A 20,086-nucleotide genomic window follows, 5' to 3' on the forward strand; every position below is an offset into this window, starting at 1 on the left:
ATGACCTGCTAGATTGGGAAAATTGGTCATGCATGATTTGCTAGAAACTGTTTTAAACGGTGATGAAAAGACTACACTACATCAATTAATTGATGAATTAAGTGCCTCTGGTAAACGCTATTTCCTAAGAAATGAGATTCTCCAGGCATTTTCAGATTACTGTCACCAATCTCATCAGCCTGCTTACTTTTATCATTCTTCTTCTATTGGACAACTGATTCACTACACCCATGAACTGATTTTGGCAGAGGATAGCACTTGGTTTGTTGTCCGACCAAAGATTGCTAGCCAAGAAGTATGGCGACTGAAATCTGATTTGTCTGGATTTGATTTGATGACACCACAGTCATTATTAGAGGTAAGCGATCGCCTGGTCAACCGCTACCAACCCCACATTCTGGAAATTGACCTGCAACCGTTTTACCAAAGTTCTCCCTCCATCAGTGATCCCAGAAACATTGGTCAAGGGCTAGCCTTTCTCAACCGTTATCTGTGCAATCAACTATTGACGGACACCGATTATTGGCTAGAAGTGATATTTCAAGCATTATATCGCCTGACCTATGATGAAAAACCTCTATTAATAAGCGATCGCATTCCTTCGGGTCTACACTTAACTAAACAAATTAAACAAGCCCTGAAATTATTGCATCAGCGTCATCCTGATGAACCCTACAAAAATTTTCGTGGGGAATTGCAAGAACTCGGCTTTGAACCAGGGTGGGGGAATACAGCAGGGCGCGTCCGGGAAACTCTAGAATTGCTGACACGACTAATTGACAGTCCTCAGCCTGCTATTTTAGAAGCCTTTGTAGCCCGTATTCCTGCTATTTTTCGTGTCGCCCTTGTCTCCATACATGGTTGGGTTGCTCAACAAGATGTTTTGGGACGAGATGAAACTTTAGGTCAAGTAATTTATGTCCTCGAACAAGCCCGTAGCTTAGAAAATAAATTACAAGCAGAAATCAAACTCGCTGGTCTTGATTTATTGGGTATTCAACCCCATGTAATTATTCTCACCAGGCTGATTCCTAACTGTGAAGGTACAGAATGTAATTTGAAACTCGAAAAAGTTCAAAATACAGAAAATGCTTGGATATTGCGTGTTCCCTTTGGGGAATTTAATCCGGAAATTACCAATAATTGGATTTCTAAGTTTGAGATTTGGCCTTATTTAGAAACATTTGCCTCAGATGCAGAAACAGAATTACTAGCTCAATTTCACGGTCGCCCAAATCTGATTATTGGCAACTACAGTGATGGTAATTTAGTAGCATCGTTACTATCTCGTAGTTTGAAGGTCACCCAATGTAATATTGCCCATTCTCTAGAAAAACCCAAATATTTATTTAGTAATTTATATTGGCAAGACCTAGAAGATCAGTACCACTTTTCCGCCCAATTCACCGCTGATTTAATCAGCATGAATACTGCCGATTTTATTATCACTTCTTCCTATCAAGAAATTGTAGGTACACCAGATACTATGGGGCAATATGAGTCCTACAAGTGTTTTACTATGCCCCAGTTATATCACGTAGTTGATGGCATTGATTTGTGTAGTCCTAAGTTCAATATGATACCTCCGGGAGTAGATGAAAATAATTTCTTTCCCTACACCCAAAACCGAGATGCCAACCTGCGTCAACAAGTTTATGACCTACTTTTTCACCGCGAAGATGCCCAAATATTAGGTCATTTAGAAAACCCTCAAAAACAACCAATCTTTGCCATTACTCCGATTACTTCCATCAAAAATCTTACTGGCTTGGCTGAATGTTTTGGTAAAAGTCAGCCATTACAAGAGCGGTGTAACTTAATTTTGCTAACTAGTAAACTGCATCTAGACGCCGCTACAAATCCCGAAGAAGCTAGAGAAATCGAAAAACTGCACAACATAATTGATAAATATCATCTTCACGGTCATGTTCGCTGGTTGGGTATGCGTCTTCCTAGTAGCAACATTGGCGAAGCTTACCGAGTTATTGCTGATGCTAAAGGAATTTATGTCCACTTTGCCCGTTTTGAAGCATTCGGACGGAGCATTTTAGAAGCGATGATTTCCGGTTTACCAACTTTTGCTACTAAATTTGGCGGTGCCTTAGAAATTATTGCAGATGAGGAAAATAAATTTCATCTTAACCCCACAGATTTAGAAGATGCAGCTAATAAAATTTTAACCTTTCTCCAGCAATGTGATAGTCATCCCGAATATTGGCGGGAGATTTCTGAGTCAATGAGCCAGCGCATTCGTAATAAATACAATTGGCAGTTACATACTAATCAATTGTTATTGGTTGCGAAAATGTTTAGTTTTTGGAATTTTGCTGCACCAGAAAATAATGAAGCCAGGGATCGCTATATGGAAACTTTATTTCATCTAATTTATAAACCCAGAGCCGAAACAATCCTAGAACAGCATATGCATCGCTCTGTTGGGAGATTGGAGATGAGTAATTAAGCATTAGGTAGCACAATAAATTCAGTTTCTAGCTCTTAACCGCTCATCTCTAGTACTTATTTTCAGGCAACATATCATGGATACCAAAGCCTCTAATTACCACTTCATCTATACGGACTGGAGATTAATTGAAACCCAGTTTGACCCTAACCAGTCGCACTCCAGAGAAACCATTTTTACCATTGGTAATGGCTATTTGGGAACACGGGGTAGTTTTGAGGAAGGCTATCCTCGTTCGTTACCTGCTACTTTCATCCACGGTGTTTACGATGATGTACCTGTAGTTTACACAGAACTAGCCAACTGTCCTGACTGGTTACCTTTGGTATTAATGATCAATGGCGATCGCTTCCGGCTCGATCAAGGTGAGATATTAGAGTATGAGCGCCAGCTGGATGTGCATTACGGGATTCTCAGCCGTTTTTTGCGTTGGCGCAGTCCCACTGGCAAAACTCTAGATATTCATTGGGAACGCTTTACTAGTTTGGCCGATGAGCATGTGTTAGGACAACGCTGTCAGTTAACGCCTGTGGATTTTAATGGCTTAATTGAAGTACAGGCTAGTATTAATGGCTACCCAGAAAATCAGGGTTTTAACCACTGGGAAGATCTAGACCAAGGTAAAACCGACCAAGGAATTTGGCTGCACAGTCGCACTCGTGGTTCTCATATAGATATTGGTATGGGAGCTAAGATGACAATTGTGGGGGTTGATTATTCTGTGCAAGTCAGTACTGTACCTGGCTACCCTACCTTGAGTGCAGCTTTTATGGCCACAGCCCAACAAACTGTGACTGTGGAAAAATGGGTGACAGTTTTTACTTCACGGGATGTTGAGGAACCAGTGTCAGCCGCTCAGGAAAAACTCGCCCACCTACTTGACTATAAGACTCTACTTCATGCCCATAAACAGGCTTGGGATGAAGTGTGGGAAAACAGCGACATTGTAATTGAGGGAGATATGACAGCTGCTTTTGCTGTTCGTTACAATCTTTTTCAATTACTAATTGCGGCCTCTAGACATGATGAGAAGGTGAGTATTCCCGCTAAAACTCTTTCGGGATTTGGTTATCGTGGTCATGTTTTTTGGGATACAGAAATTTTTATTCTGCCCTTTTTTACTTTTACCCAACCGGCTTTAGCTCGCAACTTGCTGAGTTACCGCTACCATACCTTAGATGGAGCTAGACGTAAAGCATCTCACTATGGTTATCAGGGGGCAATGTTTGCCTGGGAAAGTGCTGTTACAGGCGATGAAGTCACACCACGTTGGGCACTTCCTAATGATTTTTACGGTGAAGATATCCGGATATGGTGTCGTGATCACGAAATTCACATTAGTGCAGATATTGCTTATGCTGTTTGGTACTACTGGCAAGCTACTGGTGATGATGAGTGGATGCGTGATTATGGTGCAGAGATTATTCTAGATACTGCGGTGTTCTGGGCTAGCCGAGTGGAGTTCAACTCGCAACAAGACCATTATGAAATTCGTGGGGTAATTGGCGCGGATGAGTATCATGAGTTTGTCCACAACAATACCTTTACCAACCGCATAGTACAATGGCATTTAGAAAAAGCCCTGATAGTTGATGATTGGTTAAGTCGCACCTTCTGGGAACGAACCGCACAATTAGCGGAAAAACTACAACTTAATCCTGAAGTGCGATCGCACTGGCAAGATATCATCAATAAAATCTGGATTTTCTACGATCCATCAACCGGATTAATTGAGCAGTTTGAAGGATTTTTTCAGTTAGAAGATATTAACTTGGCAGATTACGAACCTCGCCAAAAATCGATGCAAGCTATCTTGGGTATAGAAGGAGCCAATAAACGGCAAGTTCTCAAACAGCCAGATGTGTTGATGCTGTTATATTTAATGCGGGAATCAGCAGATTTTCCTTACAATCAAAAAGCATTACAGGCTAATTGGGACTACTATGCACCCCGCACTGATATTACTTATGGTTCATCTCTAGGCCCAGCAATTCATGCCATCATCGCCTCAGATTTGGGTAAATCAGCAAGAGCCTATGAAAGATTTATGCAAGCCGCTATGGTGGATCTCGAAGATACTCGTGGTAATACTGCCGATGGCATTCATGGCGCTAGTGCTGGTGGCATTTGGCAGACGGTAATTTTGGGGTTTGGTGGTATCCAGTTCACAGATAACGGCCCCATAGCCAACCCCCATCTACCTCCAGGTTGGACACGCCTCAAGTTTAAACTGCACTGGCGCGGTAAATGGCACGAATTTGATTTACGTCCCCAACAAATATCCCCCAATATCCGGGGAGTGATTTTTGACCTAGATGGAGTATTAACTGATACAGCAGAATACCATTATTTAGCTTGGCAAAAGCTTGCTGATGAAGAAGGTATACCTTTTAACAGGGAGGCTAATGAACCGTTGCGAGGCATATCCCGCCGGGCTTCTTTGATGCTGATCATCAAAGATATAAAATACTCAGAAGCCGAAATTCAGGAAATGTTGGAGCGTAAAAACCGCTACTACGTAGAAATGATTCAAAATATCACACCCCAGGATTTATTACCAGGTGCGATCGCTTTATTAAAGGAACTGCGGCAAACTGGAATTAAGACGGCTATTGGTTCGGCTAGTAAAAATGCCCACATGGTTTTAGAGCGATTGGAGATTATTGATTTAGTAGATGCGATCGCAGATGGTTATAGTGTCAAGCAACCTAAGCCAGCACCCGATTTATTTCTGTATGCTGCCAAGCAGCTAAAACTGCCACCAGAGCAATGTATGGTGATTGAAGATGCAGGTGCAGGTGTTGAAGCTGCGTTAGCTGCTGGTATGTGGACAGTAGGTTTAGGCCCCACTGAGCGCATAGGTGCAGCTCATATTGTTTTGCCCAACCTAGCAAATATCAAGTGGGTAGATCTGCAAGCTCAGTTGAGTGATGTTACCCTGCAAAACATTGCTCATTAGTAGCTCATAAATCTGTAAATTAGATCCTTTCTTCACAAGTTCCTCAAATTCTTGTCGTACATTTAACTTATATCTTGCACCAGGCGACTGTAAAGTCACAGCTACTACACAGGTAAAACCTTGATTTTCCGTGCTTTCCGCCCTGGCGGACTTAGTTTGTATAGCCGCGATTGATAATCGCCAGGGCTTGGTGCTTTTAAGAAAACCATTTTATGTCTATTCCTAGAATAGAACTGCAAAAAATGCAATCAATAATAAATATTTTTCAGCAGTTAATTACTTACATCTCAGAAGCAGTTAATAAAATTTTCAGCCCTAGAGATGATGATTATCCAGAAACAGGAGTACAACCATTTGAGGGAGATCCATCTGATAAAAAGCACCATTAAAAGGTATTTATTGGTTGGGTAATAATTCACATGTGCTGGATTTTCAGTGACTTGACGACTTTATCTATTACTGAAAAGGTTAGTACAATGACTGTAGTTAGGAAGATTAATCATGAGTTAGCGATCGCAGGACAAATTACACCACAACAATTCCAATTAATTGCTGATGATGGTTATAAGTCTGTAATTAACCTCCGTTCGTCAGATGAAATAGACTTACTCGATCATGAACAAGAAAAAATGGAATTTTTCGGATTAATATATATTAATTATCCGACAAAAGTTGCAGAAATTACCCATCAAGCTACTTTTGAGATATTTCAAATAATTAAAGAATTACCGAAACCCATGCTTATACATTGTGATAATGCCATTCGGTCAGCAGCTATCGTATTTTTATATATTGCTAACAAACAAGGAATTAATTTTGAAACAGCATGGCAAAGGGCGATTGATTTAGGTTTACTAGAGTTTGAATAAGTGAAGTAATTTAAATTGAAATTAACTTTTTCATAATAAATTATATTACTTGTTCTATTTATTGAAAAATCCTAAATTTGGCAAAATTAAATCATCAACCAGCAAAAAATAAAAAGGTGCTAAAAATGACTAAAACTCTTGTAAATGTTACCCTAATCATGGTAAATCAAGAGCTAGAAACCATTCTAGAAACTTATCCTAATCATCCATATCAGGAAGCTTTCGCACACCCTGACATCAGGCAAAGTCTCATTGCTTATATTCTCAATAGAATTCCTAACCATTATATCACAGTGGATCAAGAAGCAAAAGACAAAGCATTCACTAACTTAGATGATCTGTGGCACTCTATCGAACACAAGTTGCACATCGAAGCCATAATTCACCAAGGAATTGAGAAAGTTTTATGTGAGCAAGCACAAGAGGTTAATCGGCATATTCCAGAGGTAGCTAATCCCAGTTTGATAGCATCTGATTGGTTTGGGTAGTCCCACCAAATTCTTGTAACTTCTGAGAAAGCCATACTAGTACATCATCAACATCCGTAACTTGCTCTCCTGGCGGTGTCACGGGACGATTTACCATGACTACTTTGAGTCCCAATTCCCGTGCTGCCACAATTTTGGCATAGGTAGCATCACCACCGCTATTTTTGCTCACGATGGTATCAATGTTGTGGTGAATCAAAATTTCCCGCTCATTATGCAAGTAAAAAGGCCCGCGATCGCACAAAATTATCCCCGGTGGTACTAAGGCATTTGCTTGGGGAGGGTCAATCATTCGCATCAAAAACCAAATTTCTTGGAGGTGAGCAAAAGCCGGAATTTCTTGCCTACCAATAGTTAAAAATATCCGGTTTGCCTGATTTACTAAAGCTGCGGCTGCGGCTTGAATATCTTCCACTTCGATCCAGCGATCGCCACTTACCTTTTCCCAAGGTCGGCGAATCAGTTTCAATCGAGGTACATTAGCTTCTGTGGCGGCCTCTGCTGCATTGCAAGCAATTTGATTAGCAAAGGGATGAGTAGCATCAATCAACAAATCAATCTTCATTTGCTGGAGATACTTAGCTAGTCCAGCCACACCACCAAAACCCCCCATTCGCCAATCACCCAAGGGAACTGATGGTTCACGGGTACGACCAGCTAAAGAAGTAATTGCCTCAATTCCTGGCATCGTCGCTACTCTAGCAGCTAATTCTGTAGCATCGCTGGTTCCACCCAGAATTAAAACACGCATCACCATACTCTTCTCTGGGGTTGTTTTTCTGGGGACAGTTTTTCCAATATCTAGAATGGGGGAATTTTTGCTAAAACTCCTTTCTTCAGTGGTTCTGGTCTTTCTGACCAAGGTAATAAACCATCAGGTTTAGTGTAATATTGACTGGCACAGTCTAATACAGCAGATGCACTGCCATCAACGGCTAAATCACCAAATAAATATGTTAATTTGCCATTACTAGCAAAGGCGACAACACAAGAACGATTACAAGCACTCATACATTCAACTTCTTTAATGGGAAATTCATTTCGTAATTCCCAATTTTGTGCTAAATCTTGAAGATTCTTGAGTAATTTTTCACCCCCGCTTTCACCTAGACGTTTTCCATTTTCCCAAACGCTAGCGCAGGTTTTGCAAACAAATAAAGTATGGGTGGCTACACCCAAAGAATTAGTATTGGCAGTATGAGCAGCAGTCATCTGTACCTCGCAGATGTGTAGAATTTAACAACGTACTTAGTTCGGCGGGCGTTCTGACTGGGAAACTCAAAAGGTGTTTGATCTTTTGCTTTACCTTCACAGCTGCGGGACAGTGCCGGATTTGCACCGAGCTTTCCCCTTTACCTCTAGTAGCTGACCTCTACTAGAACCGAATGTTCTATTTATCTTATCACTAATGCCAATAATAGTTTCAGTACACGCAATAAAACTTGTACTATTTAAAACTGGCAAAAAACAAAACTACTTAAGCCAAAATTAAAGCCACTTCTTTGGCAAAGTAAGTCAAAATTAAATCTGCACCTGCTCTTTTCATACTAGTTAAAGTTTCCAAAATTATCTTTTTTTCATCAATCCAACCCATGCGTGCAGCGGCTTTAATCATGGCATATTCACCACTAACGTTATAGGCTGCTACAGGTAGGTTTGTGGCGTTGCGGATTTGATGAATGATATCGAGGTAAGCTAAAGCAGGTTTTACCATGACAATATCTGCTCCCTCCGCAATATCTAATTCCACTTCTTTTAAAGCTTCTTTGGCATTAGCCGCATCCATTTGGTAAGTCTTTTTATCACCAAATTTGGGAGCAGAATCTAAAGCATCGCGGAACGGGCCATAATAAGCAGAAGCGTATTTAGCAGAGTATGCCAAAATTCCCACATCAATATAACCTTCTGCATCCAGCCCTCGACGAATAGCGCCGACTCTACCATCCATCATATCCGAAGGTGCGACGAAATTTGCCCCAGCCGCTGCTTGGGACATAGCCATTTTCACCAACACTTCCACGGTGGGATCATTGACGATAGTACCCTTGTCATCGATTAAACCATCGTGACCATGAGTAGTGAAGGGATCAAGCGCCACATCAGTCATGACGATCATGTCTGGAACTGCTTTTTTAATAGCTTTGACAGTTCGCTGTAATAAACCATCTGGGTTGTAGCTTTCTGTAGCATGATCATTTTTGAGTTGTTCGGGAATTACCGGAAACAGAGCGATCGCCTTAATTCCTAAATCAGCAGCTTGCTGAACCTCGTTTAACAAGAAATCTAGGGAATAGCGATAGCAATCAGGCATAGAAGCAATTTCCACTTTTTTCCCCTCACCTTCAGTGACAAACATTGGATAAATCAAGTCGTTGACACTGATAATTGTTTCCCGCACCATGCGCCGTAAAGTTTCAGTCCGGCGTAGACGACGAGGGCGGTAACGCAGGATATCGGTTGCAACTGAAGGATTTGTAGAGGTCATACTCAATGCTGAATGATATTGATTATCATTATTTTTGCATAAAATCAATTCTCATCTTTGTATATCTTGAGATACAAGCTACTTAGTGTAATACTGCATCTCAATCCACATACGTATTTCTGCTTCAGAGCCGAAACAAGCATAACGACCAGTCATCGGGTTATAGGCTTGCCAATAAATATGACCAGAGCGATCGCTTGTCTGCCAAACTTGTAATTCATTACTGCTTGATAATGCTAGAACTAAGCGCTGCCAAACTCTTGGGAATTGTGATTTTATTCGCAACCATGCATCAACTATTTTCATAAAAAAGTCTCTCCACGCTCAACCAAGCATCAGATACTTTCTAGATTCCCTTGGTAACAGCTTTGTGAGAAGGTACAGATTTAAATAGTTTTTACTAGTACAGTAGTAGCAATTTTCACTGTTCTAGTTGAATTAGCCTCAACTGTACCAGTTAAAGCGGAAAAAAATCCCTTATATTGCCTATAGTCTGCTTTCGTTCTCCAGGAAGGGTGGCGCTGTGATTATTCCCCTAAATCGGCACTCTCACAACCCTATTTATCTGCAAATTCGTGATTATCTCAGCCGTCTAATTCAATCTGGCAAAATGTCCCCTGGACAAAAACTGCCCTCCATTAGGGGTTTGTCCAACAGTATTCAAGTTAACAAGTTGACTGTAATTGAGGCTTATAGTCTCCTAGAAGCAGATGGACTGATTTATGCTCGCCAAGGCTCAGGATATTTTGTTAACTCTATTATCAACTCTAGTTTTAACTGGAACTCACATTTTGCCCCAGCCCAAGAAGTAATAATTTCCGAAGGGGGAGGATCATTCTCCGAGCAATATATTGCCTCGCTTCAGGCTCAACAGCAAAGGGATATGATTGATTTCAGTTCAGGTTTTCCCCATAATCCTGGTGTCGCGCATCTCCAACGGGTTGCCAAACGGGCAATGATGAAAGCCACAGAGACGCTTTTTAAATATGACTTTCCCCAAGGACAACTCATACTGCGACAATTGATTGCTCAGATGTTGGTGCAACAAGGATTAGTCGTTTCTCCCGAAGAAATAATTATTACCAGTGGTTCAGAACAAGCATTATCTCTAGCAATACAATACTATCTGCAACCAGGTGATTGGGCGATTGTGGAGACACCAACCTATCATGGTGCGTTGGGAATTCTGGAAAACTTGGGAGTTAAAGTTATAGGAATCCCCATGACTGCGGAAGGAATGAATCTGGAATTACTGGAGCAATATCTCAGCAGCCACCGACCAAAATTAATTTATACTATCAGTACTCTACATAATCCTACTGGTATCACAACTTCCCAAATACATCGTCAAAACTTACTAGCATTAGCACAACAATACGAATGTCCTATTTTAGAAGACAATGCTTACGAAGGGTTAAATTTTGAACCTGTTCCGGCTCCCATTAAGGCACTTGATGGCGACGATTTAGTAACGTACATCAGTACATTCTCAAAAACCCTGATGCCTGGTCTGAGAGTGGGTTACATGGTAGCAACAGGTGAACATTATCAGCATCTGGTAAAACAGAAATTATTGAATGACTTGCATGTTTCTACGGTATCTCAAGCAATTGTGAGTGAGTTTTTAGGATCAGGACATTACCGCCGTCACCTGAATCGTTTGCGGACAAACAATTTGCAGAGCCGAAATATCATGCTGCAAGCATTAGAAGATTATTTTCCCGAGGCGATCGCCTGGACTATCCCCAAAGGTGGTTTATTTCTGTGGACTCATCTACCAGAAAATTTACCCATTCAAGCCATTTGTCAAGAAGCCTTAACTCACAATATCCTAATTGCCAATGGAGCAGTATTTTTTCCAGGACGAGGCTATCCAGCGATGCGGTTGAAATTTTCCCACACACCAGAAAATATCGAACAAGGAATTGAAATTCTTGGTCGTCTGCTCAAGAAATATCTAACTCCCAGTTTGAGAAGCTGTAATTTTAAGTTGTAAAAATTAGTTCCTAAAAAGAAATATTATTTCAGATTCTAGGCTGCTAAAAAATAAACTTACATGCTTTAAATTCTCAAAATCTATAACCCACACCGCCTTGTACAGAAATAGCGGCACCGCCACCACCTCCACGATAGGCATCAAAAGCAATAATGGCGTTACCAAAAATCACAGTATTACTATTGGGGACAATGTAATCGATACCTGGTTGTAAAGCAAAACTGATTTTATTTCCCACCGGAGAAGAATTATCTCTATCACCACCAGCCAACACTAAACCAGCCCCCAAATAGGCATCAGTTTGCCAATTTATCGGGACATCGTAAGAAACCGTGGGTACAATAGCTGTATTTCTGCCAACCAAAGCTTGAGCGCGAAAAGAGAGGGGCGATTCTAAAAGCTTATAACGAGCCGCTACAACTCCACCGACTTGAACCCCATCAGTAAGACCAACAGTTGGCCCGACACCAACATAGCTACCGTAGGCGACTTGAGCCTGTGCTGGTTGAGAGCTAATAGCCAAACTCAAGACTGAGCCAGCTGTCAAAAACGAAACCAAACATAGAATATGTTTCATTGCCACACGCCTCACACCATCTTGAAGTTAACGGTTCGTTTGAATACTTATATTATCGCTATTACTGATCAATAAGTAATGGGTAATGGCAAGGAAATTATTGAAGGGGAGTAGAGGGGAAGAAGCAGGGACAGAAAAATACTTACTCCCCATTACTCTAGCCCCTATTCTACGGACAACGAGGATGAATCCCGCCCTGAGTACAAATGTAAGCTAATTGCCTAGTATCTAAATTTTTGGCTTGAGAAAAATCAACTCCTCTGACGACAGCAGATATTGAGCCGATGTCTGGCATTTGCACAAATTGATCTTCTGGGTTTTGTCTAGCAGGAGCAATTATTGCTCCTTGAAAGTCAGCACCTGCGACATTGGCCCCGCGTAAATCAACAAAACTCAGGTCAGCATTTTGTAAATTGCTATTTTCCAATCTCGCAGAGCGTAATACAGCGCCAGTTAAACGAGTTGCACTCAGGTTGGCATTACTAAGATTTGCCCGATCTAAGTAAGCTCCAGATAAATCGGCTCCTCGCCAATCAGTACTAGTTAAGTTGGCATAAGATAATTGTGTGCCGATAGCGATCGCCCGAGTCAAACGAGCGGCGGACAAATTAGCTTCGTTGAATTTTGCATCACCTAAATCAGCGCCAGTTAAGCTAGCATTCTCTAAAACTGCACTCCGCAAATCAGCCCCTACTAGCTGGGTGCTGCTGAGATCGGTGCCAATTAGTCGCGCATGGGATAAGTTGGCTCTGTTGAGGGTAGCGCGGCTTAAATCGCTACGATTCATGACGACTCGACTGAGATTAGCATCAGTAAAGTTAGCTTGTTTCATTTGAGCTTGGCTCAAATCAGCGGTTTCATCATCATAGGTATCCCACCGTCCATCTGCACCAGCACCCCGGAAGCGACTGTTCTTAAAGCTGGCTTGGTTAAGGTTGGCTGACTTGAAGTTAATTCCTGACAAATCAACGTTGTCTAAAACCAAGTTGAAAAAGGAAGTTCCTGGGGTACCACTTTGACCTAATTGAATGCGACTGAGATCCAGTCCTGCGGTTTGACCACTGTGAACGCTGAGAATTTTGTTAATTGTCTGCTGGTTCATGTGTAATCGCTGTTGTCGCAATTCCCGTTCTGGGTATGGATTGCTACCTACAGAATCCAGTTCACCTGCTAAAAACTGATTTTTGTTGTTTAATTCGGGGATGGCTTTGGGGCCGACACTTGTTAGCGCTTGTTGAATTGTATTGATGAGGATGGGGTTAGTTTCTTTAACCAGAAGATCCGTCAAAAATTGGATGGATTGGGTGTCATTGAGACTACCCATAGCCAGAATTAAACCTTGACGTTCCTCGATGGTAGCGCCAGAACTGGGACTTAATTTTTCTACGAATGCGAGAAACTTTTGGCTATTAATTTGCTTGACTTCTCGGCGGGTCTGCTGTGTTTGGATATAGACTTGTGTAGCAACCAAAGTCCCCAGCACAGCAATCATACTGCTCAGAGCTACAGCAAACAGCGTCAGGCTGGGATTTTGCCGCATTCGTCGCCATAGGTTGGGGGTATTTGTAGTTTCCCCTGTGAGCATGGCCACGGATACTGGGTTTAATTGCTCTGGCTGCTGTTGACCCTCAGCATTAGCTGTAGTTGGCGATGGTAAAGCCTGATTGGCATCTATAGTATAAGTCCCTGCCAACCAATCATGGAGTGCGCGACGACCCCGACGTGATGGCAAAGCTATTCCTTCTCCTAGCACCATCAAGACAGCCAAAAATGTGAATAGTCCTAAATTGGGAAAAGCAAAACTGTAACGCCAAAGAATATAGGCAATGGAAACAGGTACAGTCCAGCGACCAATTCCTTCCCGCGCTACAGCAGCAGCTAAACCGGGAGACTGGCCTTGCTCGTTGACCACTCGGACACCAAACTTGCCCTTGGGAATAGTACTCCCTGATTTAGCTAGTAAGTATAATTGCCACCATGAAAGCGTTACAGGCGCTAACAAAGCGATGAGCCACAAAAAATTCGTCGGGGCGGCGACGTTGCGAATGCTGTGAGTCACAGGTAATGCTAAAGGTCGGGCGATCGCTCTTTCTGTGACTACTAGCACCGGATGCAGGGGCACTCGATTGACATCGTTTCTGGAATTGGCATACACACCTAGTCCAAAAGGAACCAACCCACTGATCACCACCAGTGTAATTTCAGTCGCCCAAGCAGCAAGACGCCTGGTATTGAAGGGCAACGAATGGGCTGTTTCCGGGTCTGTTGGCTGGCTAGATTGACTAGTCTTTCTCCTCACAATTGGGGTCGCCATTGCATAGTTCCTTTGTATTTATTTTTACGTTGCTCTCGGCACAGTTAAAATAGACTATTGCTTATTTTGAAAGTTACCAGATACAAAAAATTTGTATCCAAGATACACTAAGAAACCTATTAGTGCCAGACTAACTACAGAAGTAACTAGTTTCAGCACTGTTTGTAGCATCGCTAGGCCCAATAGCGCCCCCACACCTGCCACTATCAGCTTAGTTGTGCCAGACAAGTTATTAAACCAAAGCCGCAGTTTTACAAAGTGCGATTTAACATTGAGAAAATCAGACGGCGATGTTTGGGTTTTTTCTGGTTGTTTCCCCACATTTAAGGATTTAGAGTTGATTTCTGACTCTAAGTTTTGCAGGCGACGTTGCAAGTCTTCTTCGGGTTGAGGACTCATTATTTTATCCTTCATACTAGAACATTAGTTCATAAATAAATCTACCAAATCCGGTTGAGGGAGGTTGGGAGACGGGGAACTCGGGATAAGCTACGGTGTACACAATGTTGCCAGTCACGTTGCGAATGCTGTGACTCACAGGTAATGCTAAAGGTCAGGCGATCGCTCAATGCACCCTACTGGACTGACACAGCTAAAATAGTGTATTAGATGTAGCGACTGTCTTAAAAGTCAAGCGATCGTCAGCAAAAAGCTTGTGTGTACACGGTAGCTGGGAATCAGGGTCAAATGGGGAAATAAGCGGGAAAACTTCCTAGCCTCTAGTCTCCAATGGCTAATTACTGAGGAACATAGGCAAATTGTTATCGTCTTTTTATATCAGACTATTTATTTCTATATTGCTTTCAAAATAGTCAGGAGCATGAATAATTATGAATAAGCTGAGGCTACTTACGGTTGTTCCTATGGCTTTGGCAATGACTTTGGCACTTACTGAAGCTAATTTGGCCGAAGTCCCACGGCTCCAAATTAATCCCAAGTTACCTTCAGATCCACTAGTTTTAAATGGCACATCTGGTGGTGCAGTTTCTAGTAGTTGTGGCAACATTGCTCAAGAACCTAATCACATTATTCAGTTAACCAAGCCACAGCCTTACTTACGATTAACAGTTGACGGTCTTGGACAGCCAACACTGCTAATCAATGGGCCTGGAGGACGTTTCTGTGTGTTAGCCGATGATTACTCTGGCAGTAAACCGGAATTATCTGGTTATTGGCAGGAAGGAGAATATTCACTATATGTGGGTAATTTATTGCAACAGCAGCATAACTATACCCTCTCGATTTCACAACACAAAAAACCGCCGAAGTAACCTTTTTCTGTCACTTTCCGGAATAAGCAAGTAATAAATAAGTTAAATTATCCAGAAGTATAACCAAGTTTAAATTGATTCAATGCAGCAATTAAATGATTGAATCTTACCAATAAATGTGAATTAGAGAAAATACCTAACCAGGGATAAATCAACCAAAATAGTAAGAGTGCTTGGATAATCAGACGCAGATTATTTAAAGTATTCTTCCATACGGATTCATGGTTTCATTGTGGATAATTAGAAAAATCAACATCACTATTTTCTTGTGCCTCACGGCGAACCAGGTTTTGCTGCAATTATCGGTTTGTATCGGTCACGTGTGCAATGGCAGTATGAGATTGTGGCTTGTAAAATGTAAACAGCAAAAAATTCTCTATTCTTATGGCTGTCAAAATCCAGGCTGAAAAAGATAAATTACAGGCAAGCACTAATAAAGAAACAGAAAACGAAAAAGTTCTATGCTCTCATTGTCAGCGCACCGCTACGAACGGTATTAAATGTAAAGGGATTTGTGTGGCTGATAATGACTATTAAAGTATGAATTGTATTACTCCTGAATATTGTAATTTCCATTGGGGAGCAACTTTTCATTACCTAAAGTATTATCTGTACAGAACCTCAGGTGGAGAACATACTGGACTGACATCGCTAATTTTGTGCATTAGCAAATGTCCCTATAATCGGCGGTTTTTTGCATCTAAATTAATGCACTACTTGATGCCTGTCAGTCCACTACAAAAATTTAAAAGGCTGAGTTTTGAGTAAAAATATTAGTCCCTAGCCTTTAGAGATGAAAAATTACTAGTTTTTAGCATGTCTATAATTAGCATCCCACCAACAGCGGGGTAAACTTTCTCCTGAAGGAAAAACTAAATTTTCCTTTTTAAAGGAATCAGGTTCTTGCTCTTCTTCTCCTTCTTGGTCTTGTGCATGGACGATATGATTATTAGGGTCAATTAATTCTTGAAGATCCAGAATTTTCACGAGATCACCACTGTCTTTAATTTGTAAAAACATATAATTAGCCTCACTAAATTTTACACCAAAAAATGCCGCAAGTTATCGAACAACTTGCCTAGATATCAACCCCTAAATATTGATTGAACTGGATTGTTCAACTAGTTTCTTAAACCGCAGATATGCTTGTTCTGGTGTCAGAGGTTCCGATTCTTGTTCGTTAGGAATGTAGTATTGTCTACTATCAGGAAAATGACGCACCAAAAAACTAGGTATCAAACCCAACTTCAAAGCCTTTTTTCCCAGTTCTTCTGCTGTTTCTGCCAAAGAATACTCATCATGAAAGCCAGATGTATTCATGTCCTTAACCTCCTGAAAGAGGATTGCTTAAATAGCAAATTATGGACAATCAAAGCCCAAAAGTTACATTTCTTGTTGGTATTTCTCTAAAATATCTACTAAATTTACTTGACATTGCAGTGGGAGTAAATCGATTAAGGGCAGTTCTCCTCTACCACCGCCAATTTTCACTGGGATGGATTTTAAAACTGCTATAACTCGGTCTTCATTAACTGTATTAGCAGTAATTAAGGGATATAACTGTTCCGCAACCATAGTATGCAGTTTGGCATCAGATAAGTAAAGATGCCATTTAGCAATGTCCATATAGACGCCTTCGCCAATTTCCGATGCTAGGGCTTCCAGTAATTCTGTGGTATTTGTCGTAGCCATAAAAATCACCTTATATCAAATAAAGAGAGTGAACTCTCAAGATATTTAGCATTATCGCGCAATTATTCAATTGGATTCTACTACCACAGGTTACAACGCCCCAGCCGCAACAGTCCATCTTCAGGTGGATTTTGGTGGAGTTTCAGAGTAGTTAGCGATCGCACTAATATAAATCAGATGCACCAACAATACTACTGCCCAACTGGCCGTTAACCAAGGTAGCCACTCCCAGGTAGTTGCTTTCAAAGTCTGGAAAAACCATAAACCGGAATTAATTGCCGAAGCCGCTGCTACATGCACAGCAAAATTCATCCGGTCGTCTAACTTGCGGAAATCTGGGTCTTTGCGATCGGGTTTGCGAGGCCAACGAGGAGGCATAAGAATTTTTTACGGACTTGAACATAGTAGCAACACAGCTTGTGGCTGTGTATTTACTTATTTTAAGGTTTTTGGGGTCTATTGTGACAACTCGCCACAAATTATGTAACTTGCCAGCCCATAAAATCTAAATTGATGTTTTTCTTACGGCAAACTAGAATATCTGAAATTTATTAACCAACGCCAATCTCGCAAAAAAAGCTATTAAAGAAAAATATTGCTTCATCAACCAATGGGGTGACCTTTCAATTTCCTGCTGTTAAAAATGATTCATCTTTTTGATAGAGGGAGCTAATGAATCCACTAGTGAAGATGTAAATAACCAACCGTTAGAGGTGGATCAACATGGCTAAAGCAAACCCAGTAGAAATCCAAAAACACTTGAAAGGGGTTGATTATCCTGCTGATAAGCAAACCCTAATTAAGCACGCTAAAAAACAAGGGGCTGACCGCGAATTACTCTCAATTTTAGAGCAATTACCAGAAAACGAGGAGTACAATAACCCCACAGATTTGAACAAAGCCATAGGCGATATTGTCTAGGTTATGGTTCTGGCGGTAAATAGTCTCCTGATTTTCCGCCAGTTTTACTGATTAATTGAATCGATTCAATTTTAATCGACTTTTCTAATGCTTTTGCCATATCGTATAGCGTCAAAGCTGCAACAGAAACGGCAGTTAAAGCTTCCATTTCTACACCTGTTTCCGCTTTAGTTTTGACTGTGGCATGAATTTCATAACCGGGAAGTTGCGGATCTGGTATCACTTCAACTGTAATTTTTTGTAGTGGCAAAGGATGACACAAAGGAATTAAATTAGCTGTTTGTTTGGCTGCCATAATTCCCGCTATCCTCACAGTTGCCAAAACATCACCTTTGGGAGCATTGCCGGCTTGAATGACCGCAAAGGTTGCAGGCAGCATTTTCACTTTAGCAGCAGCGATCGCCTGACGAACAGTAGGCACTTTACCAGAGACATCCACCATCTGGGCTTCGCCTTGATGATCCAAGTGAGTTAAGTCAGCAGAATTAAATAAAAAATTGTCTTGCATTATTTTGTGAGTCCATGTTAAGATAATTTTCTTGTAAGGGTCAAGGGCGTGTAGCTCAGTGGACTAGAGCACGTGGCTACGGACCACGGTGTCGGGGGTTCGAATCCCTCCTCGCCCGTTGAAGAAGAAGGCAAAATAGAAAATTTTCTATTCTGCCTTCTTTTTTGCTTAAACCTTGTCTACGTTGAGAATTGTAGTTTGCCGTCAAGATTATGGAATTGCGGGCTGAGGTCGCAATGATCAAAACTCCACTTTTGATGATGGACAAGGTTTAGTTACTATTGTTGAACGAATAGGAATCTTCAGCGCGGCCTAAAGCAAATTCCAGGGAATGGCGCAGGTCATGACTGGATAAGGTCAGAAAAATGATTAATGCCAGAAAAGTTAAACCAGCACTAGAGGCAAACATATTGCGGTAGCCTACTTGGGCGGCCACAGAACCGAGAATCGGCCCGGCGATGGCAATGCCAATATCCAAGCCTACCAAAGAAACGCCAAATATCCGCCCTCGTTCATGAGGCCGGGCGCGGTCTGTCATCATAGCTGCCATCATGGGAATTGCTGTCCCGGAAGCAGCGCCTTGAATAAAGGCTGATATTAAGAACACAGCAACGCTGTTGGCTTGCCATATCCCTACCATCGCTAAAGTGTAGGCAATCAAACTTAGAGTAATAAATAAACCCCGTCCATAGACATCAGAAGCCCGACCGATAAATAACCTGACATTAAAACTAGCGATCGCAGCTACTGTGTAAAATAACCCTGGATTTAAATCGACATTAGTTGATTTGATAAATAACGGCACAAAAGTATGCAAAGTCCCTAAAACCACACCAATCAACAACATGACGACAGCAGGAATCCGCACACGGGGCGTAAATAGTAGTTGCCAAAATTGATTGTCAGAGTTGTTAGTCTCTGATATCTCATGCACGGTGGGATTAACAACAGGCACTATACATAATAAACCGGCAAAACCCAAAGCCGCCGATAAGAGAAATAAAGGAGTGTAACCAGCCCCAGCTTGTACATATCCCCCCAAAGCTGGCCCAATAGCCACACCCAAAGGATTAACTAAACTCATGTAGCCAATGACTTCACCGCGATTTTGCACTGGGGCTAAATCTCCCACCAAGGCCATAAAAGCGGTACCAAAAGCCGCAATACTCAGCCCATGAAAGGCACGCAACACCATTAATGGCCCCAGCGATGTCGCCAGTAAATAACCCAAAGGAGCGATCGCTACTGCTGCCATGCCAATTAGGAGGACAATTTTCCTACCCCGCCGGTCTGCTAAGTTGCTACACCAAGGGCGAAACAGCAACATCCCAATAGCAAAACTGCCCATGACAATGCCAATTTGTTGACTGGTAGCGCCGATATCCTCAATGTACAGAGGTAAAGTGGGCAATAACGAGGCAATACTAGACCAAAATAATAAACCTGCCGTAAATAACACCAGCAGGTTACGTCGCAATTCAGCGTCTAATGTGTGAAGAACTTTCAAAACAGATATCAGTTTATTGTGTATGTGTTTCTCACATT

At 41.6% G+C, this 20,086-nt stretch carries 21 protein-coding genes, 1 tRNA gene, 1 pseudogene and 1 riboswitch; of the genes and pseudogenes, 9 read left to right on the forward strand and 14 right to left on the reverse strand.

Annotation, left to right across the window (positions count from 1 at the left end):
* The first annotated feature begins 28 nt into the window (after positions 1 to 28).
* The 5 genes from ACM0OT_RS21820 to ACM0OT_RS21840 all read left to right on the forward strand — a co-directional run bounded on the left by ACM0OT_RS21820 (position 29) and on the right by ACM0OT_RS21840 (position 6,777).
* Positions 29 to 2,461: a sucrose synthase gene (locus ACM0OT_RS21820; protein ID WP_414566488.1), complete on the forward strand. Its 2,433-nt coding sequence runs from the start codon at positions 29 to 31 to the stop codon at positions 2,459 to 2,461.
* A 76-nt stretch (positions 2,462 to 2,537) separates the two neighbouring features.
* Entirely contained in the window at positions 2,538 to 5,420 is a 2,883-nt protein-coding gene (gene pgmB, locus ACM0OT_RS21825; RefSeq protein ID WP_414566489.1) for a beta-phosphoglucomutase, read from the forward strand.
* A gap of 212 nt (positions 5,421 to 5,632) precedes the next feature.
* Positions 5,633 to 5,809, forward strand: a complete 177-nt coding sequence (locus ACM0OT_RS21830; protein ID WP_414566490.1) for a hypothetical protein — start codon at positions 5,633 to 5,635, stop codon at positions 5,807 to 5,809.
* An 87-nt stretch (positions 5,810 to 5,896) separates the two neighbouring features.
* Complete coding sequence (locus ACM0OT_RS21835; RefSeq protein WP_414566491.1) at positions 5,897 to 6,289, forward strand: hypothetical protein; 393 nt, start codon at positions 5,897 to 5,899, stop codon at positions 6,287 to 6,289.
* Positions 6,290 to 6,414: 125 nt separating this feature from the next.
* Entirely contained in the window at positions 6,415 to 6,777 is a 363-nt protein-coding gene (locus ACM0OT_RS21840; RefSeq protein ID WP_414566492.1) for a late competence development ComFB family protein, read from the forward strand.
* Here ACM0OT_RS21840 and ACM0OT_RS21845 read toward each other — a convergent pair.
* The 4 genes from ACM0OT_RS21845 to ACM0OT_RS21860 form a co-directional block, all read right to left on the reverse strand.
* On the reverse strand, positions 6,740 to 7,528 hold the full coding sequence (locus ACM0OT_RS21845; RefSeq protein ID WP_414566493.1) for a cobalt-precorrin-6A reductase: 789 nt from the start codon (positions 7,526 to 7,528) through the stop codon (positions 6,740 to 6,742). The two genes, ACM0OT_RS21840 and ACM0OT_RS21845, sit on opposite strands and share 38 nt — an antisense overlap.
* Before the next feature lie 50 nt (positions 7,529 to 7,578).
* Positions 7,579 to 7,989 (reverse strand): DUF1636 domain-containing protein, encoded by a 411-nt coding sequence (locus ACM0OT_RS21850; RefSeq protein ID WP_414566494.1) that lies wholly within the window; start codon positions 7,987 to 7,989, stop codon positions 7,579 to 7,581.
* Between the two features lie 25 nt (positions 7,990 to 8,014).
* Positions 8,015 to 8,178, reverse strand: a riboswitch (cobalamin riboswitch).
* 76 nt (positions 8,179 to 8,254) lie between these two features.
* Positions 8,255 to 9,262 carry a porphobilinogen synthase gene (gene hemB, locus ACM0OT_RS21855; RefSeq protein ID WP_414566495.1) on the reverse strand — a complete coding sequence of 336 codons (1,008 nt, stop codon included), beginning with the start codon at positions 9,260 to 9,262 and terminating at the stop codon, positions 8,255 to 8,257.
* 78 nt (positions 9,263 to 9,340) lie between these two features.
* A complete protein-coding gene (locus ACM0OT_RS21860) occupies positions 9,341 to 9,568 on the reverse strand; it encodes a hypothetical protein (RefSeq protein WP_414566496.1) in 228 nt (75 codons plus the stop codon).
* A 217-nt stretch (positions 9,569 to 9,785) separates the two neighbouring features.
* On the opposite strand from ACM0OT_RS21860, the gene ACM0OT_RS21865 reads away from it, so the two are divergent.
* On the forward strand, positions 9,786 to 11,258 hold the full coding sequence (locus ACM0OT_RS21865; RefSeq protein WP_414566497.1) for a PLP-dependent aminotransferase family protein: 1,473 nt from the start codon (positions 9,786 to 9,788) through the stop codon (positions 11,256 to 11,258).
* Positions 11,259 to 11,331: 73 nt separating this feature from the next.
* Here ACM0OT_RS21865 and ACM0OT_RS21870 read toward each other — a convergent pair whose 3' ends face one another.
* The 3 genes from ACM0OT_RS21870 to ACM0OT_RS21880 form a co-directional block, all read right to left on the reverse strand.
* Complete coding sequence (locus tag ACM0OT_RS21870; RefSeq protein WP_414566498.1) at positions 11,332 to 11,835, reverse strand: hypothetical protein; 504 nt, start codon at positions 11,833 to 11,835, stop codon at positions 11,332 to 11,334.
* A gap of 169 nt (positions 11,836 to 12,004) precedes the next feature.
* A complete protein-coding gene (locus ACM0OT_RS21875; RefSeq protein WP_414566499.1) occupies positions 12,005 to 14,149 on the reverse strand; it encodes a pentapeptide repeat-containing protein in 2,145 nt (714 codons plus the stop codon).
* A gap of 54 nt (positions 14,150 to 14,203) precedes the next feature.
* The gene (locus tag ACM0OT_RS21880; protein ID WP_414566500.1) at positions 14,204 to 14,548 is read right to left on the reverse strand and encodes a hypothetical protein; all 345 of its coding nucleotides are present in this window, start codon (positions 14,546 to 14,548) and stop codon (positions 14,204 to 14,206) included.
* A 431-nt stretch (positions 14,549 to 14,979) separates the two neighbouring features.
* On the opposite strand from ACM0OT_RS21880, the gene ACM0OT_RS21885 reads away from it, so the two are divergent.
* On the forward strand, positions 14,980 to 15,420 hold the full coding sequence (locus tag ACM0OT_RS21885; protein ID WP_414566501.1) for a hypothetical protein: 441 nt from the start codon (positions 14,980 to 14,982) through the stop codon (positions 15,418 to 15,420).
* 47 nt (positions 15,421 to 15,467) lie between these two features.
* Here ACM0OT_RS21885 and ACM0OT_RS21890 read toward each other — a convergent pair.
* The 5 genes and pseudogenes from ACM0OT_RS21890 to ACM0OT_RS21910 form a co-directional block, all read right to left on the reverse strand.
* A pseudogene (locus tag ACM0OT_RS21890) lies at positions 15,468 to 15,680 on the reverse strand (IS701 family transposase); the annotation flags it as partial.
* A gap of 544 nt (positions 15,681 to 16,224) precedes the next feature.
* Positions 16,225 to 16,440, reverse strand: coding sequence for an acetyltransferase (locus ACM0OT_RS21895; protein WP_414566502.1), 216 nt, complete (start codon positions 16,438 to 16,440; stop codon positions 16,225 to 16,227).
* A gap of 72 nt (positions 16,441 to 16,512) precedes the next feature.
* A complete protein-coding gene (locus ACM0OT_RS21900; protein ID WP_414566503.1) occupies positions 16,513 to 16,740 on the reverse strand; it encodes a hypothetical protein in 228 nt (75 codons plus the stop codon).
* A gap of 63 nt (positions 16,741 to 16,803) precedes the next feature.
* On the reverse strand, positions 16,804 to 17,112 hold the full coding sequence (locus ACM0OT_RS21905) for a DUF3181 family protein (protein WP_414566504.1): 309 nt from the start codon (positions 17,110 to 17,112) through the stop codon (positions 16,804 to 16,806).
* 120 nt (positions 17,113 to 17,232) lie between these two features.
* Positions 17,233 to 17,490: a hypothetical protein gene (locus ACM0OT_RS21910; RefSeq protein ID WP_414566505.1), complete on the reverse strand. Its 258-nt coding sequence runs from the start codon at positions 17,488 to 17,490 to the stop codon at positions 17,233 to 17,235.
* Positions 17,491 to 17,835: 345 nt separating this feature from the next.
* Here ACM0OT_RS21910 and ACM0OT_RS21915 point away from each other — a divergent pair, with 345 nt between their 5' ends.
* A complete protein-coding gene (locus ACM0OT_RS21915; protein WP_414566506.1) occupies positions 17,836 to 18,033 on the forward strand; it encodes a DUF2795 domain-containing protein in 198 nt (65 codons plus the stop codon).
* A 1-nt stretch (position 18,034) separates the two neighbouring features.
* On the opposite strand, the gene moaC is transcribed toward ACM0OT_RS21915, so the two are convergent.
* On the reverse strand, positions 18,035 to 18,541 hold the full coding sequence (gene moaC / locus ACM0OT_RS21920) for a cyclic pyranopterin monophosphate synthase MoaC (RefSeq protein WP_414566507.1): 507 nt from the start codon (positions 18,539 to 18,541) through the stop codon (positions 18,035 to 18,037).
* 44 nt (positions 18,542 to 18,585) lie between these two features.
* On the opposite strand from moaC, the gene ACM0OT_RS21925 reads away from it, so the two are divergent.
* A tRNA-Arg gene (locus ACM0OT_RS21925) sits at positions 18,586 to 18,659 on the forward strand.
* A gap of 153 nt (positions 18,660 to 18,812) precedes the next feature.
* Here ACM0OT_RS21925 and ACM0OT_RS21930 read toward each other — a convergent pair.
* Positions 18,813 to 20,048, reverse strand: a complete 1,236-nt coding sequence (locus ACM0OT_RS21930; RefSeq protein WP_414566508.1) for an MFS transporter — start codon at positions 20,046 to 20,048, stop codon at positions 18,813 to 18,815.
* Positions 20,049 to 20,086: the final 38 nt, after the last annotated feature.

The organism is Anabaena sp. CCY 9613 (assembly GCF_963920895.1).
Lineage (GTDB): Bacteria > Cyanobacteriota > Cyanobacteriia > Cyanobacteriales > Nostocaceae > Cyanocohniella.